At 37.5% G+C, this 16,632-nt stretch carries 14 protein-coding genes; 8 read left to right on the forward strand and 6 right to left on the reverse strand.

The window, feature by feature from the left end:
* Positions 1-298: 298 nt before the first annotated feature.
* The 5 genes from C0W29_RS07800 (at position 299) to C0W29_RS07820 (ending at position 4,099) form a co-directional block, all read left to right on the forward strand.
* A complete protein-coding gene (locus C0W29_RS07800) occupies positions 299-1,000 on the forward strand; it encodes a DNA alkylation repair protein (RefSeq protein ID WP_045042491.1) in 702 nt (233 codons plus the stop codon).
* Between the two features lie 129 nt (positions 1,001-1,129).
* Positions 1,130-1,789: a DNA-methyltransferase gene (locus C0W29_RS07805; protein WP_045042518.1), complete on the forward strand. Its 660-nt coding sequence runs from the start codon at positions 1,130-1,132 to the stop codon at positions 1,787-1,789.
* 38 nt (positions 1,790-1,827) lie between these two features.
* Positions 1,828-2,754, forward strand: coding sequence for a LysR substrate-binding domain-containing protein (locus C0W29_RS07810; RefSeq protein ID WP_045042492.1), 927 nt, complete (start codon positions 1,828-1,830; stop codon positions 2,752-2,754).
* Positions 2,755-2,880: 126 nt separating this feature from the next.
* Entirely contained in the window at positions 2,881-3,126 is a 246-nt protein-coding gene (locus tag C0W29_RS07815) for a hypothetical protein (protein ID WP_045042493.1), read from the forward strand.
* A gap of 274 nt (positions 3,127-3,400) precedes the next feature.
* Positions 3,401-4,099, forward strand: coding sequence for an SH3 domain-containing protein (locus C0W29_RS07820; RefSeq protein WP_052671655.1), 699 nt, complete (start codon positions 3,401-3,403; stop codon positions 4,097-4,099).
* 105 nt (positions 4,100-4,204) lie between these two features.
* Here the strand turns inward: C0W29_RS07820 and C0W29_RS07825 are convergent, their stop codons facing one another.
* Complete coding sequence (locus tag C0W29_RS07825) at positions 4,205-6,061, reverse strand: MFS transporter (RefSeq protein ID WP_045042494.1); 1,857 nt, start codon at positions 6,059-6,061, stop codon at positions 4,205-4,207.
* Positions 6,062-6,408: 347 nt separating this feature from the next.
* Between C0W29_RS07825 and C0W29_RS07830 the strand changes: the two genes are divergently transcribed.
* Positions 6,409-7,161, forward strand: a complete 753-nt coding sequence (locus tag C0W29_RS07830) for a TatD family hydrolase (RefSeq protein ID WP_045042495.1) — start codon at positions 6,409-6,411, stop codon at positions 7,159-7,161.
* A gap of 129 nt (positions 7,162-7,290) precedes the next feature.
* Positions 7,291-8,634: a GTPase HflX gene (hflX, locus tag C0W29_RS07835; protein WP_045045148.1), complete on the forward strand. Its 1,344-nt coding sequence runs from the start codon at positions 7,291-7,293 to the stop codon at positions 8,632-8,634.
* Positions 8,635-8,760: 126 nt separating this feature from the next.
* Here hflX and C0W29_RS07840 read toward each other — a convergent pair whose 3' ends face one another.
* From C0W29_RS07840 to C0W29_RS07860, 5 genes are all read right to left on the reverse strand, one after another.
* Positions 8,761-9,750, reverse strand: a complete 990-nt coding sequence (locus C0W29_RS07840) for an LBF_2804 family protein (RefSeq protein WP_045067126.1) — start codon at positions 9,748-9,750, stop codon at positions 8,761-8,763.
* Positions 9,751-9,935: 185 nt separating this feature from the next.
* Positions 9,936-10,388 carry a hypothetical protein gene (locus C0W29_RS07845; protein WP_045042497.1) on the reverse strand — a complete coding sequence of 151 codons (453 nt, stop codon included), beginning with the start codon at positions 10,386-10,388 and terminating at the stop codon, positions 9,936-9,938.
* Between the two features lie 108 nt (positions 10,389-10,496).
* Positions 10,497-11,408, reverse strand: a complete 912-nt coding sequence (locus C0W29_RS07850) for a DnaJ C-terminal domain-containing protein (protein ID WP_045042498.1) — start codon at positions 11,406-11,408, stop codon at positions 10,497-10,499.
* Positions 11,409-11,660: 252 nt separating this feature from the next.
* On the reverse strand, positions 11,661-13,568 hold the full coding sequence (dnaK, locus tag C0W29_RS07855; RefSeq protein WP_045042499.1) for a molecular chaperone DnaK: 1,908 nt from the start codon (positions 13,566-13,568) through the stop codon (positions 11,661-11,663).
* 256 nt (positions 13,569-13,824) lie between these two features.
* Positions 13,825-14,268, reverse strand: a complete 444-nt coding sequence (locus tag C0W29_RS07860; protein ID WP_036790956.1) for an Hsp20 family protein — start codon at positions 14,266-14,268, stop codon at positions 13,825-13,827.
* A 641-nt stretch (positions 14,269-14,909) separates the two neighbouring features.
* Between C0W29_RS07860 and C0W29_RS07865 the strand changes: the two genes are divergently transcribed.
* The gene (locus C0W29_RS07865; RefSeq protein WP_045042500.1) at positions 14,910-16,538 is read left to right on the forward strand and encodes a sodium/sugar symporter; all 1,629 of its coding nucleotides are present in this window, start codon (positions 14,910-14,912) and stop codon (positions 16,536-16,538) included.
* Positions 16,539-16,632 lie beyond the last annotated feature (94 nt).

Below are 16,632 nucleotides of genomic sequence, written 5' to 3' on the forward strand. Positions count from 1 at the left end.
AATGATACCTACATGAGATAATTTTAGCGAATACTAATGAGAATAATTATTATTTTGAACTGCGATAAGTGGAAACTTAAAGTGCAAATATAAATAAATGTTATTATTATTTGTGTTTATAGGGATGAATTTCTCGAAACTGCAATAAATGATTTGAGATTTTGGCTGCAATATGAAAAAGTCAAGGTAGTAGTTTTTGTAAGCTAAAAAAACACAATAACGTTGATTATAATAAAGTTATTAACCATTACCTGCATTAATGCTCAGCAGTAATGAGAGCTAATAAAGAGGAAAGACTATGTCATTAGTTATACCAATGGTTATCCTTATGCAGCAGCATTTAGCAGCAGAAGGCAGCACACTTGTTGCAAAAAAAATGCAGTATGATCTTAATACTCAACAACCTTTTTATGGTGTTAGTTCAGAAAAGCGCCATAAAATATTTCAATTAGCTATTGCACATACCCATATTGATACAATTGAAAATTATCACCGATTATTGTTGTGGTTATGGTCTGGTGTTTATAGAGAAGAACGCTATTTAGCATTAGATGCTGGTGAATACTATTCTGAATACCAAACGTTGGCATCTTTTGGTATCTATCTTGAAATGTTAGAAACAGCCGATAACGTTGATACATTAGATCGTCTTGCTACAAACTTGATAGGTAAAGTTATCCTTCAAGAGAGAGACTTAGAAAGCTACCTTATTCAATGGCGCGAGTCTGACAGTGTATGGTTGAAACGAGCATCGGTTTTAGTACACTTACAGCATAAGCAACAAACGAACGAAGCGCTTTTAAGTGAAACTATTTTATACCTTGCCGCTGATAAATCGATGCTAGTACAGCAAGCTATGGGGCAAGTGTTAAATGCCTATAGCCAAATTAATTTTGCATTCGTCGATAACTTTATCAAAAACAATATGACCTTATTAACGCCGCTGTGTCGACGTGAAGCAAGAAAACTCACAATGATGGTAAATAGCACAGTTGATTAAAATTACTGATGTTTGATGGTTTGTTACTATCTATATTGTGCATTTTTTGCTACAACACTTAACGAAATTAACGCCTATTCGACCATGTGTAGGCGTTATTGCTTTTTAATGTTTAGTGTGGGTTTTTCAATGCAATTATATCAACAAGATGCCGTAGAATGGCTGTCTTCATTAACGGATAATAGTATCGATCTTTTGATTACTGATCCTCCGTATGAGTCGTTAGAAAAGCATCGAAAAATAGGCACTACAACGCGCTTAAAGAACAGTAAATCCTCAAGTAATCAATGGTTTGATATTTTTCCGAATCAACGATTTCAGACCTTATTTGAGCAAGCTTATCGTGTTTTAAAACCCAATAGTCATTTTTATTTGTTCTGTGATCAAGAAACCATGTTCTATATTAAGCCAATAGCAGAGCAGGCAGGGTTTAAGTTTTGGAAGCCGATTGTATGGGATAAAGTCGCAATTGGTATGGGGTATCATTATCGCGCTCGTTATGAATTTATTCTTTTCTTTGAAAAAGGGAAGCGTAAATTAGCTAACCTATCTATTCCCGATGTACTTGAATTTAAGCGTGTTTATCGTGGCTATCCAACAGAAAAACCCGTTCCGTTGCTTGAAACGTTAATTGAACAAAGCTCTGTTGCTGGTGATGTTGTCGCTGATCCTTTTTTTGGTTCGGGTTCAACGTTAGTTGCAGCACAACGATTACAACGTCAAGTATGGGGGAATGATATTTCAGATGCAGCTCATCAACATCTGCGTGGCAGAATAGAGTCGTTGTGATGGTAGCTGGTGGGCTTAGATATTTCGGAAAGTAGCAAATGAAAAATTTTGATATAAATTTATTACGTATATTGAATGTATTGCTAGAAGAGCAGAGTGTTACTGCTGCTGCTGCACGACTTCATCTAAGTCAATCTGCGGTGAGTAAACAGTTGGCCAAATTGCGTCAAACGTTTGCTGATCCTTTGTTTGAACGGACACCTTATGGTTTGCGACCAACGCCGAAAGCACTGTTATTATCAGATTCTGTGTATGATATTTTACAACAGGTTAATCAGTTAACACGTGCGGAAGTGTTTGATCCTGCATTGAGTCAACGTCAATTTCATATCGATCTCGTAGAAACAGCTTATTCATTAACTTATCCTCGTTTTATGCCTCAATTGCTACAACAAGCTCCCGATATTAGCTTAACCAGCAAAACGTGGAATGATGATAGTTTGCAGCGTTTATTACGTTGTGAAATTGATTTTGGAATTGGTATTTTTGAATGGGATGAACGTTCATCAAGCCATTATCGTCATGTACCATCCTCATTGAATTATATTGAGCTAGCGCGAGATTACCCAGTGTGTTTAATGCGTAAAGATCATCCAGCATTGAGTGAGCCTTGGAGTCTGGATGTGTTTTTGAAATATCGTCATTTACAAGTCAGTATTGGTGGCCTTAAACGGTGGCTGCTTGATGAAATATTAGCACTAGAGCATAAACAACTTGATAACGCCGTAAACATGACCGATTTCTACGCTGGGGTAAAGCTGTGTGAACAGAGTGATTTATTTATGTGTTATCCCTCAGTTGCAGCATTAGCAATGATTGAAGATACTGATCTTGTTAGTCGTCCTATTCCTATTGAATTAGAGCCTGGCGGATATTTCTTATTATGGAATAAACACTTTGATTTAGATCCTAGTCATCAATGGTTACGACAATTAATTACTAATGGTATGAATGTAATAAAATAAAGCGACACAAATGAAAAATTATTGCTCAAGTTCTATAACAATAAGAGACTAGTATATTAAGCATAATGGCGTATCTTCTTTAATTAGAATATTTCTATTATAATTAAATTATTAAGGCTGGTTGTTATGTCTCCTGCAGATAAAAAACTTCTTGATCAAATACTTTCTCTTGAAGGTAAGGATCTTACTCATTTAACGGCGGCTGAAAAAGCTATCTTTGATGCATTTAAAGCACGTGAGCATGAATTTGGGGTCGGTGTTGAGATAGCAACTGAAGCGCCTATTAGTGATTTAGGTCAAGGGACTTCTGAGTATGATATTAATGAAAAAGAAAAGTATTATCCTCGTGAAATTATTATTAAGCAAGATTGAAAATAATTCCTAGTATTATAAATAATGATAGAACGGTTATTTGTTTTTTATGAATAATTAACGTTTTTTATAAGAATAAATAAATTAAACATAATGCAATGAATGATTTTCAATTAGTTAAATTTCATTTTAGTCTTCTTATATATGATATAAAAAGGCTATTATTCATTTTGGATTCATTTTAATTTCTTAATATAGCTGTTAGCTAGTGATTTATTTATAGCCACAATTTTAATTTAATTTTAAGTTATTTAAATACGCATCAGAGGTCGATATGAAACGTTTAGCAATGGCAATTACAGGTATTGTCGCTGTCACTTGTCTAAGTACAGCAGCATGGGCGGATAGCAGTATTCAAACGATTAAGGTTTATGAAAACCCAAGCGTTAGTTCTCCTGTTGTGGAAACAATAAAATCGGCTGTGCCATTAATTACCATTTATCAAAATAATGGTTGGGAAAAAGTAGGTGATACTACTAATGGTAATACTGGTTGGATTCAAAGTGTTGATCGAGAAATGATAGCCAAAGCGAATACTAAGGTGTTACCAGATCAAACGACTAATACAGTAAAAACTAAAGATGGTGAGAAAAGTGTGACTAAAGGTGTTGTTCAAACACCACAAGGTCCATTTCATTATGAGATAGTACAATTCCAAGGCAACGGCCATAATCAAAAAGTAGATAAGAAATTTTTTGATGCGATGCAAAAGCAACAAATTGATATGAATCAAGCATTTGCGAACGCTTGGAATACTATGGGTAATCCAAATGATTTTAACACTATGCAATCTAACATGACGAAGCTAATGCATCAGCAACAGCAACAAATGTTAGCAATGCAGCAGCAATTTAAACAGGCTGGATTAACTTCACCTACGCAAGTTAAATTAAGTACTCATGTTGCTACACCAGCAAAAGATAGTGCATCAACAGTTGCTACGTCCACAGATGCAGCTGCTGTTACTAAATAAATCGATTGTATTATCTATTGAACATAGTGAATAACGTCATGATGTAAGCCCTCAATTACTATATCTTTTTAGTTAGAAAGAAACCGTAGATTGAGGGCTTATATTTTATCTAATAAGTTGTTGAACGATACTCTGTAATTTGGACGCGGAAACATCTTCAGGGAGAATCGGTGGTGCAGCGAGCACTTCTAATTCTGATCTAAAACGTTTTATTGCAGTAATAATACTGAATTTTCGCTGTCGACTAAATATTGATCCCCATACACCTTTTAACCCCATTGGAACAACGACAACAGGCGTACGTTTTATAATAACTTCAATGCCGCGTTTAAAGTCATTTAGCTCACCTGTACGTGTTATCTTACCTTCAGGGAAGATACAGACAATATTTCCTGCGATAAGCTCTGCTTCAACTTGATTAAATGCTGCTCTATATATTTGGGGTGATACTTTTTGTGCACATATAGGGATTGTTTTAGCCCATTTAAACAAATATTTGGCCAAGGGTAGGTTGGCTATATTTTTGTCCATAACAAATCGGACTGAACGACGACTTGCTGCACCGATTAATAATGCATCAACAAAACTCACATGATTGCAAATTAAGATTGCAGGTCCTGTTTTGGGAATATTTTCAAGCCCAGTAGATTTTATTCGGTATAGCACGCGAGTAATTAACCAAACGACAAACCTTAATACAAATTCTTGTACTTGGCTAAATACATAAATGGCAACTAATGCATTAATTATAGCGACAGTTAATAACAATTCAGAGATGGTGGCATTAAATACTGTGAGCATAATAATTGAGAATAAAGCACTCAGCACCATGAATAATGCATTGAGTATATTATTCCCAGCAATAATTTGAGCGCGGTTTTTTTGTTCACTACGCTGTTGAATAAGTGCGTTTAGCGGCACAACAAAGAGGCTTCCTGATATACTCAGTAGCATTAAATCGACCAGTATGCGTTTATTTGTCAGTATAAATTCAATAATTGTAATATGTTGATGGGTAATGATGTGTTGGCTTGCAATGTACAAATCGATACCAAAGAAACTGATGCCAAAAGCACCAATAGGGATGATCCCAAGTTCAACTTGATCACCTGAAAGCTTCTCGCACAGCCATGCACCAAGGGCAATACCAATAGAAAAAAGCGTCAATAATAAGGTTACATATTGTGGGTTATCATTGATGAGGACTTTAGCTAAGTTGGGTAATTGCGTCAGATAAGTTGCGGCAACAAACCAAAACCAACTAATAGCTAAAATTGACAAATAGACCGTACGATTTTTTTTAGTGATACGTACTGTATGTACTATTTGTGTGAATGGGTTCCAATTAATGCTTAATTTAGGGTTATTGGGTGCTGCTTTTGGAATATATAAGCTACTAATAAAACCTATAATGGCGATAAAAACCACAATAACAGCAGTAATAGTAAATCGATAGTCACTAGTAAAAATGTATCCTGCCGCTAATGTACCACCTAAAATAGCAAGAAAAGTTCCCATTTCAACCAAGGCATTACCCGCGAGTAGGGTTTTAGGGGATAAGTGTTGCGGCATCAATGCAAATTTTACTGGGCCAAAGAAAGCGGATTGCGCGCCCATTACGAATAAAATAACCATTAAAGCGGGTAGCGATTGTAGGTAAATAGCGATTGCACCAGCAGTCATAACGAGTATTTCAATAATTTTAAGACGTTGGATTAATTTTGACTTTTCATATTTGTCAGCAAGTTGACCGCCAATAGGTGATAATAGAAAAAATGGCAAAATAAATACAGCGGCTGCAATATTAACGAAAATAGCGCTTTGTGTTTGATTGTATAAGCTTGAAAATACAATCGAGAGGAGCAGAAAATTTTTGTATAAATTATCGTTAAAAGCGCCTAATGCTTGGGTAATAAAAAAAGGCAGAAAACGGTGCTGTTTTAATAAAGATAACTGAGCCATAGTTACTTTCATCTCCTTACGTTAAATTATCAAATTAATAGTTATTTGTTCAGCGTTAGAATTACAATAGCAAAGAATAAAACATTGTGCAATTGATTTTGAATGGTGTTTTATTGCAGCTGAACTATATTAGGATAGATTGCTTCAGTGAGCGTATTGCTGAAAGCGTTTTTATATATAGCTGTCGTGTACTTTTGAGAGTAGATATGATTTTGGTTTAAATAGCGGTAATGTAGTTTCGGCAACTAGAGAATGAAGCTGCTATTTTTAGCTCTAAGGACGTATAAACTAGAGTGCAGAGGTCGTCGTTTGGCTCTCTTAATATTAATAATAGGAATTTGCGAATAATGGTTACGGATATTCATTGTCATTCAGATCAGGTAAGTGCGGATAATATAGCTAAATTTATTGCTGATGGGGGTAAAATAGGGTCTGTATCGATGACCCTTAAAAGTGCAATACAAGTACTAGCACTAAAGCAACAATATCCTGATGCGATTGAATTGTTTTTAGGTATTCATCCTGAAGTCGCCGCAGATGAAGCTATGATAGAAGCAGTTATTGCGCTGATCCATCAACATCATCGTTTGCTGAGTGGTATTGGTGAAATCGGTATTCCTTTCTTTTATCTTGATGACAAAACGGCTTTACAGAAACAGTTGTTAAAACAGCAAGGCGCACAGTTAATGGCACGTTTTGTCGCAATTGCTGCGGATTATAATTTACCTGTCAATTTACATGTTGTGGAGGATGATATTGAGTTAGCACTACCAATATTAAACCAATATGGTGTTGGAGGGGCGTTATTTCATTGGTATGAAGGATCATTATCTCATCTAACGCAACTGCATCAACAAGGTCATTTTATCTCAGTTAGCCCGTGGATTTTCGTCGATGATCATTATTGGCAATTTGTGCAAGCCATACCATTCTCGATGATGTTGGTTGAATCTGATGCGCCATGTAAATATAACGGCAAGATAGGTGATCCAAGTATGATTGTTGATATTATCGCCGCAGTAGCTAACTACCATCAAATATCAGTTGAGCAGTTAACCTTGATATTAGCTGATAATACTCGCCGTTATTTGAGAAAGTAGAATTTAAAGACTAATACGTTTAAGCGATAATCTAAACGAAGGGCTATTTTTATATAAAGCTGATTGATAACAGCGTAGGATGGAGGAAATATAAAAAATAGGGTGCGCGTATGTGCACAATAGAAAAATATGCAATTAACAGCAAAAGCCTCGCGTAATCGCGCTTTACTGATTTCAATCCAAACGCCGCAGTTTAAAGGTGATGAAGCCAAAGCATCATTAGCTGAATTGGCACGTCTAGTTACCACTCTTGGTTTTAAAGTTGTCGGTACTCAATCACAAAAGCTAAGTTCAACTCAACGCATGAATGTGCTCGGTTCAGGTAAAATGGCTGAAATAGCGCACTTGACGGGTAATCAAGGCATTGTGGATGATTTCGACGATGACGATGATATTGTTGATGAGATGCTTTTTAGTGAACTACCGAGTGAAGACTTACCGTTTGGTAGCGCTGATGTAGTGGTCTTTGATTGCGATTTAAGTCCATCACAATTACGTAATGTGGAAAATCAATTAGGTGTTGAGGTCTTTGATCGCACCGGTATTATTATTGAAATATTTAGCCGTCATGCTCGTACTCGAACAGCACGATTACAGGTTGAAATTGCGCGCCTTAATTATTTAGCACCACGCTTGCGTGAGTCAACCAGTGGCAATAAAGAACGTCAAATGGGTAAAGGTGCAGGTGAAACGACCCTTGAGTTAGATCGTCGTAAAATACGTGATCAATTAGCTGAGTTACGACGCGAACTCGTTAGTGTACAAGATGAGCTTAAAGGTCGTCGTGCCCAACGATCTGAATTGTTTTGTGTAGCATTAGTGGGCTATACCAATGCGGGTAAGTCATCGATGATGCGTGCATTGACAGGTAGTGAAGTGCTCGTGGAGAACAAACTATTTGCCACCCTTGATACTACAGTGCGTGCCTTACAGCCAATTACTCAGCCTCGTATTTTAGTTTCAGATACGGTTGGTTTTATTAAAAAGCTTCCCCACGACTTAGTGGCCTCATTCTACTCGACACTAGCAGAAGCACATGATGCCTCTTTATTGTTATATGTGGTTGATGCATCGGATTCTTCTTTCCGTTCGCAGCTTGATGTTGTACATGAAGTACTGCATGAAGTGGGCGTGGATGACATCCCTAAGCAATTAGTGTTAAATAAATCTGATCAATTGAGCGTTGAGCAGCAGCAATCATTGATGGCTGAATTTCCTGATGCGATCATGACATCGACCCGTAATCCGGCTGATATTACTAAATTACATCAATATATCGTGAGTGTGGCGCAGGGCGAGATGATTGAAGATCAAATCGTCGTGCCGTATACAGCTAATGGTATTATTGGTGAAATTCGTTCAAGCATGAGTGTGACCAAGGAAGAATATGAATATGAACATATTACTTTCACTGTGCGCTCTAACCCAATTAATTTAGCCCGCCTTAAAAAGCAAATGCAGAATAAAGATTAATGGATCAACGTTGCCATTATTATAGATAAATGATTCTTTAGTTATGGTGGCGAGTGATCAATTATAAATAGAATATGGGTTATTTACTCTTACTGATTAAAAGTAAATAACCCGTGCTCTAGATGTTTAGGCTAATAACGGATTGATTTTCTGCTGCTGAATAATACCGCATTGAGCCAAGAGTTTTTTTTCATTTGCTGTTAAGCGTTGGCGGAAAAAGAGCAAAGTTGTGAGTATATTGATTACATCGTTATATTCTGTAGAGTTTAATAGGCTTAAACTTTGTAATAGCAATGTTGGTGATTCTATATCTGTTAGCATTACTGGGGCTTGCTTATAAATCTCGTCATAGAATAATTCTAAATTAACATCACATTCTTGTTTATAACTTTGGCGCACAGCAATACAACGTAATAGGGCGGTGCGATAAGTCATTGATACTGGTTTCTGCTGGTGGATAGTGACTTGATTCAGTACATAAATACGCGCTGAAATTCGTAATCTCACTTCACGTAATGCCTTTTGTTGGACCCATGCATCCCAAAATCCTGTAATTAAGGTTGAGATTAACGGTATATAAACTCGTACGCTACTGCGTGAAATTGATTTTTGTAATACCGCTTTGATTAGAAAGTTACTCAGAATATCTTTACCTGAATAAAGGGCAACTTTGATATAGCGAAACTTACTCAGTGCTTTATATGGTTTGATGCCGTGGATATTATCAATAGGCTCTGAGAGTTCCATTACAGCTCGGACTAATGATGCTTTCATTTTGTCACAGAAGTGATTCTCTGCACTGGCTCGGTTGATCAGTAGTGCGGTGGTTATAAAACCGATTTCAAATAATAGTAATAATTCTAAGCCAATAAAAACAATATTGATCGTTAGTAGTTTGGCCAAATTGTCCCAGGCTAACCAATTCTCACCTAATAGCTCAAGATAAATTTCAAACGCGACGATAACGAACGTTGTCATAAAACCAATCAAGAATGATAAGCCAACACAAAGCTGACATAATCTTTTATCTGAAATTCGCGTAAATAAGGGCTGATTACGGCTAAGGTGTTTTTCAACGCGGCGAATGCCCCATTGTTCAATTTTATGTTCAATCATAACGGATAAAGATCAGACTCATAAATTTAGTATAGAAATAACGCAGCATAGTGATTGCTGCGTATTCTAGATCGGCTTTAGCCAAAGGCGTAGTTAATTTTACTGAATTATTTACAGATCATGACAAAGTGATTTTATTGTAGATGATTACGTTATTAAGCCATTTAAGATGAGCGATTATTAACTCATTTTTCTTCTTTATGGCTACCTTTAAACCCTAAAAATGACAGCTGTTTTTTGGCCGCCGCTGGTGGTGTATAGCTACTATCGTCGTCATTTTCTTCAGCGATAGGGTGAGTGGAAACGGGCAGTAATCGAAATATAGCAAAGCCATCTTCTTTATGTACAAAAGCGATTTGACGATGGAGTAGGTTATCATCCTCTTTGGTCGCAGCTAAGGTTTTATCTTTAATTAATGCGAGTGGAGCGATCATTGCTTGGCAGTGATAGATCTTGTAATTGTAGTTAGCAAATATACGGCAAGGCTCATCGAGAGTGAAGGTTTCTCCTTCAAGCAAATGACGACTATTTTCTACAGCCCGGTTGATATCCATGACGTTTGCAGCAAATGCACAAGAGGCAGTGAAGCTGATGCCAGTAATCACTAACAAACTAGTGGTAATGATTTTTTTCAGCATAGTTGTTCCTACTTTTAATCTAAGTTGAATGCAAAAAAGCCAATATCTTGGAATGATAACATTCGTTGATATTGGCTTCATTATCGAATAGGTCTATTTTAGCGCTGGTTAAGCTGCTGCAAACTCATTCAGCAATTCTTTTTGGCGTTCGCTAAGGTTCTGTGGTGTTTCAATGACAAGCTGGACAATTAAATCACCGGTGTTGCCTTTGCGATCTGTAACCCCTTTACCTTTAAGACGGAATTTACGGCCTGATTGAGTACCTTCTGGTATTTTCAAACTGATTGCGCCGCCTAAGGTATTTACTTCCACCTTGCCGCCTAATGCTGCGGTTACAAAATCAGTGGTCGCTTTACAAAGAAGGTTATTACCTTCACGAGTATAACGTGGATGAGGGCGAATATTCATTTGAATATAAACATCACCCTGAGCACCACCATTAACACCTGGATGACCTTTACCCGTTAAGCGGATACGACCACCATCTTCGATACCAGCAGGGATCTTGATGTTAAGTTTTTTATTGGTTTGCGTATTACCTTCAAACACAGGTAAATCGATAACACGTGATGCGCCGTTAATCGCATCCTCTAGATCAATTTCCATGGTGTATTGAAGATCTTCACCTTTTTGAGGGCGAGTTGAGTGACGACCACCGAAACCACCTCGACCACCGCGTGCATTAGAGAACATGTCGCCAAAAGCACCACCAAACATGTCTTCAAAATCGCTGTAACCACCTTGCTGACCAAAGCCTTGATGACCTCCGCCATGACCCCCACCCATACCTGGATTTTCAAACGCATTATGACCAAACTGATCGTAAGCAGTGCGTTTTTCTTTATCCATTAAGATTTCATAGGCAGCTTTTACTTCTTTGAATTTATCTGCTGCAGTTGGATCATCTGGGTTTTTATCAGGGTGAAATTTCATTGCTAGCTTTTTGTAAGCTTTCTTAATTTCTTTCTCAGATGCAGTTTTGGCGACACCAAGAACTTCATAAAAATCGCGTTTTGACATTGGTAACACCTCTTATCCCTATCGGGACAACTATCTGGAACATTCTAAATCGTACGTCTAAGCATATAATAACCAAAAATAGCATTACGCTTAAGTGGTTAATGATTTAAAAGGGCACAGATAGTTAGCCTAATGGGATTCTCTCTCTATTGTGATCGTCGAAAAGGGCGAGAGATTAAAATCCCTACGCCCATTGTTATTGTGAAGTTTATGTTATGTGCTGCCTATTATCGAGGCAGCAACAGTAACGTTTTACTTCATTTCTTCAAACTCAGCATCTACAACATCATCATCTTTCGCGGTTTGTTGTTGGTTCGCGTCAGATTGTCCTTGAGTATTTGCTTGGGTTTGAGCCTGAGCATGTTCCATTATTTTTTGTGCCGCTGTCATCAGTGCTTGAGTTTGAGTATCTATTGCGGCTTTATCATCGCTAGATTTAACCGCTTCAAGTGCTGTGATAGCAGCTTCAATGTTTGTTTTCTCTGCTTCAGGGAAACTATCACCTGCTTCAGTCATTTGCTTACGGGTGCTATGAATCAATTGGTCTGCTTGGTTACGCGCAATGACTAACTCTTCAAACTGTTTGTCTGCGTCTTTGTTAGCTTCCGCTTCTTGAACCATCTTCTCAATTTCAGCGTCCGTTAAACCGCCTGATGCTTGAATAGTGATCTTTTGTGCTTTACCTGTCGCTTTGTCTGTGGCGGATACATTTAAAATACCATCCGCATCTAAATCAAATGTGACATCAATTTGTGGCATACCACGTGGTGCAGCTTGAATGCCTTCAAGGTTAAACTGACCTAATGATTTATTATGTACTGCTTGTTTACGCTCACCTTGAAGAACATGGATCGTTACTGCATTTTGATTATCTTCAGCAGTAGAGAACACTTGATTAGCTTTTGTTGGAATCGTCGTGTTCTTATCAATCAAGGTTGTCATCACACCACCCATGGTTTCAATACCAAATGATAGTGGTGTTACATCAAGTAATAGCACATCTTTAACATCACCGGCTAAAACACCAGCTTGGATTGCAGCACCCATAGCAACCGCTTCATCAGGGTTGACATCTTTACGTGGCTCTTTGCCAAAGAAGTCTGTTACTACTTTTTGTACCATAGGCATCCGTGTTTGACCACCGACTAAGATAACATCAGTAATATCACTCACATTCAAGTTAGCGTCTTTTAATGCTAATTTTACAGGCTCTAGTGTACCTTGTACTAGGTCTTCAACCAGTGATTCCAATTTTGCACGTGTGATCTTAACATTCAAGTGTTTAGGACCTGTTGCATCCGCTGTAACGTAAGGTAAATTAACATCAGTCTGTTGTGCTGATGACAATTCGATCTTCGCTTTTTCAGCGGCTTCTTTTACACGTTGCATCGCTAACGGATCATTTTTAAGGTCGATACCTTGATCTTTCTTAAATTCGCTCACAAGGTAGTTAATTAAGCGAGTATCAAAGTCTTCACCACCAAGGTGAGTATCACCATTTGTAGCTAGTACTTCAAATGTTTGTTCACCATCGACATTATCAATTTCGATGATAGAAATATCGAATGTACCACCACCTAAGTCGTAAACTGCGATCACACTGTCGCCAGTTTTTTTATCTAGACCATAAGCTAATGCTGCAGCTGTTGGTTCATTGATAATACGCTTAACATCTAGACCTGCAATACGACCAGCATCTTTTGTTGCTTGACGTTGAGCATCATTAAAGTAAGCCGGAACGGTAATAACCGCGCCTGTTACTTTCTCACCTAAGTATTCTTCTGCTGTTTTTTTCATTTTCTTCAATATTTCAGCAGAAACTTGTGGTGCTGCCATTTTTTGGCCTTTCGCTTCAACCCATGCGTCGCCGTTATCTGCTTTTACAATTTTGTAAGGCATGATATCAAGATCGCGTTGAACTTCGTCATCGTCAAAACGACGACCAATTAAACGCTTAATCGCAAACAAAGTATTCTCAGGGTTAGTGACTGCCTGACGTTTTGCTGGTTGACCGACTAAGGTTTCACCATCAGTGTAAGCAATAATTGATGCAGTGGTACGTTCACCTTCCGCATTTTCAATAACACGTGGTGTATCACCGTCTAAAACAGCAACACAAGAGTTAGTTGTACCTAAGTCAATACCGATAATCTTACTCATATTTTAATATCCTTTGTGCGCTGAGTTGATTAGTTTTTCTTATTCGAATCACGGCTTAATAGGTGTGCCGTTAAGGTCCATGAAAATCGTTCATGTGAGCCTTTGGAATAACAATAATCAATCCAACTAAATTTTTGAATAACCCATAATAGGGTTGAATAGTGACGGAGCTATTAGTCATAGCCTAAATACAGGCGTTATTGGTGATGCTAATAGCTCAACGTTATTACTAGAGGAGCACTTACAACGGCGAGTTTTACTCGGCAGTTGGTGCTACTGATGCTGATTGTCCAATTGCAATTTTACGTGGTTGCATTGCTTCTGGTACTTCACGGAAAAGGTCAATATGGAGTAGACCATTTTCTAGATTCGCACCAACAACACTTACGTAATCAGCAAGTTGGAATTTACGTTCAAAGTTACGTTCAGCAATACCCTGGTAAATAAAGTTCTTGTCTTCTTCTGGTGCACGAGTACCAGTAACAACAAGCATATTCTCGTTTTGAGTAAGATCTAAACGCTCTTCAGAGAAACCAGCAACTGCCATAGTGATACGGTAGTTGTTCTCATCCGTTTGTTCGATATTGTACGGAGGGTATCCCGCCGCTTGGGTTTTAGTACTGCTTGCTTCAACAAGGTTAAATAAGCGGTCAAAACCAATAGCGTGACGGTATAGGGGAGTAAAATCTACATTACGCATAAAACTATCCTCAATAATAAGCAATAGCCTTAGTTGTTTGTTAAGTGTGTCGTTATCGACTAGGCGACTTAACAGCGAACTAAGTGAATCAATCCGTTAGGACATTGATTCGGTATAATAAGTGCTAATAAGGCATTCCCTAATAAGGCGAATCTTAATAGCGGTTTGAACTCCATCTGGCAGTTCGTGTAATTAATATATGCTTCCGGTAAGTTTTCGTCAATAGTTTTTGATTAGTTTTTCTAATGTTTTTTAACGATCACCATTAACATATTGATTTTTAAAAACTATATCTACATAAAAAATGTACTGTGTTTTATTGTAAAGAGACCCTATTGATAATTCATCGACATTTAACCGTATCTTTACAGCCTCTTTATATATAAATAAGGGCAAAAAAAGCATTTTCAATCCTTATATAGATCTATTAATGACCTAAACGAAATCAACGTTTTTTTCTGTTGCCGTTATCACATGCTAGCTATGACAATGGGTAATATATTCGTTTTTAACCATGATTGAGATCTACTACACAGTATCCGTGATCAGTAAATACCAGTAACACAGAGTGTGAGGTTTCGCATTATTTACCTCGTGATAACGTTTACAATTGGTTACAGTATTTATCATGGAGTTACATCATGTCGTCTTACTTAGGGTTGTCGAGTATAGATATTGCAGTCTTTGTTATCTATGTATTAATTATTATTGGGGTAGGGTTATTTGTTTCTCGCAATAAAAAAGGACATACCAAAACCACAGAGGATTATTTCCTCGCGGGTAAATCTTTACCTTGGTGGGCGGTTGGTTCATCACTTATTGCGGCGAATATTTCAGCAGAACAGTTTATTGGTATGTCAGGCTCAGGCTATTCGATTGGCCTTGCAATTGCATCTTACGAATGGATGTCGGCATTAACCTTGATAATTGTTGGTAAATATTTTCTACCGATATTTATTAGTAAAGGTATTTACACTATTCCTGAATTTGTTGAGCAACGTTTTAATAAAAATTTGAAGACTATTTTAGCGGTGTTCTGGATTGCACTGTATGTGTTTGTAAACTTAACGTCTGTATTGTATTTAGGTGGCTTAGCACTACAAACTATTCTTGGTATCCCTCTGGTTTATTCTATTTTAGGACTTGCCCTTTTTGCATTGGTTTACTCAATTTATGGTGGTTTATCTGCGGTAGTATGGACTGATGTTATTCAAGTCTTCTTCCTTATTGTTGGCGGTTTAATTACGACAGTGATCGCTGTACTTTATATTGGTGGTACGGATGGACTTTTGGGCGGTTTATCGCGTATGGCTGCCGCTGCACCTGAACATTTTACAATGATCCTTGATCAAGATAATCCGCAGTATATGAATCTACCTGGTATTGCTGTTTTAATTGGTGGCTTATGGGTTGCTAACCTTTATTACTGGGGATTTAATCAATATATTATTCAACGTACATTAGCTGCAAAATCAATTGGTGAAGCTCAGAAAGGTATTGTTTTTGCAGCGTTTTTAAAATTAATCGTGCCTTTCCTTGTTGTTATTCCTGGTATTGCTGCCTATGTTATTACTAACGATAGTGGTTTACTTGCTGGTTTAGGCGATATAGGCCAAACCAATATTCCTACCTTTGCCCATGCAGATAAAGCTTATCCATGGCTAACCCAATTTTTACCTATTGGTCTTAAAGGTATGGTGTTTGCAGCTCTTGCTGCTGCGATAGTTTCGTCGCTAGCCTCGATGTTGAATTCAACCGCAACTATTTTTACCATGGATATTTATAAAGAATATATTTCACCTGATTCGAGTGATAGCAGATTGGTGAATGTCGGCCGTGCAAGTGCGATTATTGCATTGATTATTGCGTGTATTGTTGCGCCAATGTTGGGTGGTATTGGTCAAGCGTTCCAATATATTCAGGAATATACTGGTTTAGTTAGTCCTGGTATTTTAGCTGTATTCTTATTGGGTTTATTCTGGCATAAAACGAACAGTAAAGGGGCAATTGTCGGGGTGTTATTATCAATCCCATTTGCACTGTTCCTTAAGTTTATGCCATTAAATATGCCGTTTTTGGATCAGATGATGTATACCTTATTATTTACAATGGCAGTGATCGTGCTAGTGAGTTTAGGTAGCTCAACGTCAGCGGTAGATAAGAAAGCGATTGATTTAGATCCTGAGATGTTTAAAACCGATAAGATGTTTAATCTTGGGGCTTATGCGATCTTAATTATTCTTGCTGTACTCTATTCGGTATTTTGGTAATAGTACTGTTATGAGATGAAATAATGAAAGCAGATCATAAGATTTGCTCTCATTTTATTGTGATTTATCCAACAATCATGATGGTAACGATTAC

This window comes from Photobacterium kishitanii, from assembly GCF_003026355.1.
GTDB classification, from domain to species: Bacteria; Pseudomonadota; Gammaproteobacteria; order Enterobacterales; family Vibrionaceae; genus Photobacterium; species Photobacterium kishitanii.

Excerpts from the sequence above, each read along its gene's own strand:
- C0W29_RS07800 (WP_045042491.1), top strand. The coding sequence starts at position 299 with ATGTCATTAGTTATACCAATGGTTATCCTTATGCAGCAGCATTTAGCA.
- C0W29_RS07805 (WP_045042518.1), top strand. The coding sequence starts at position 1,130 with ATGCAATTATATCAACAAGATGCCGTAGAATGGCTGTCTTCATTAACG.
- C0W29_RS07810 (WP_045042492.1), top strand. The coding sequence starts at position 1,828 with ATGAAAAATTTTGATATAAATTTATTACGTATATTGAATGTATTGCTA.
- C0W29_RS07815 (WP_045042493.1), top strand. The coding sequence starts at position 2,881 with ATGTCTCCTGCAGATAAAAAACTTCTTGATCAAATACTTTCTCTTGAA.
- C0W29_RS07820 (WP_052671655.1), top strand. The coding sequence starts at position 3,401 with ATGAAACGTTTAGCAATGGCAATTACAGGTATTGTCGCTGTCACTTGT.
- C0W29_RS07825 (WP_045042494.1), bottom strand. The coding sequence starts at position 6,061 with ATGGCTCAGTTATCTTTATTAAAACAGCACCGTTTTCTGCCTTTTTTT.
- C0W29_RS07830 (WP_045042495.1), top strand. The coding sequence starts at position 6,409 with ATGGTTACGGATATTCATTGTCATTCAGATCAGGTAAGTGCGGATAAT.
- hflX (WP_045045148.1), top strand. The coding sequence starts at position 7,291 with ATGCAATTAACAGCAAAAGCCTCGCGTAATCGCGCTTTACTGATTTCA.
- C0W29_RS07840 (WP_045067126.1), bottom strand. The coding sequence starts at position 9,750 with ATGATTGAACATAAAATTGAACAATGGGGCATTCGCCGCGTTGAAAAA.
- C0W29_RS07845 (WP_045042497.1), bottom strand. The coding sequence starts at position 10,388 with ATGCTGAAAAAAATCATTACCACTAGTTTGTTAGTGATTACTGGCATC.
- C0W29_RS07850 (WP_045042498.1), bottom strand. The coding sequence starts at position 11,408 with ATGTCAAAACGCGATTTTTATGAAGTTCTTGGTGTCGCCAAAACTGCA.
- dnaK (WP_045042499.1), bottom strand. The coding sequence starts at position 13,568 with ATGAGTAAGATTATCGGTATTGACTTAGGTACAACTAACTCTTGTGTT.
- C0W29_RS07860 (WP_036790956.1), bottom strand. The coding sequence starts at position 14,268 with ATGCGTAATGTAGATTTTACTCCCCTATACCGTCACGCTATTGGTTTT.
- C0W29_RS07865 (WP_045042500.1), top strand. The coding sequence starts at position 14,910 with ATGTCGTCTTACTTAGGGTTGTCGAGTATAGATATTGCAGTCTTTGTT.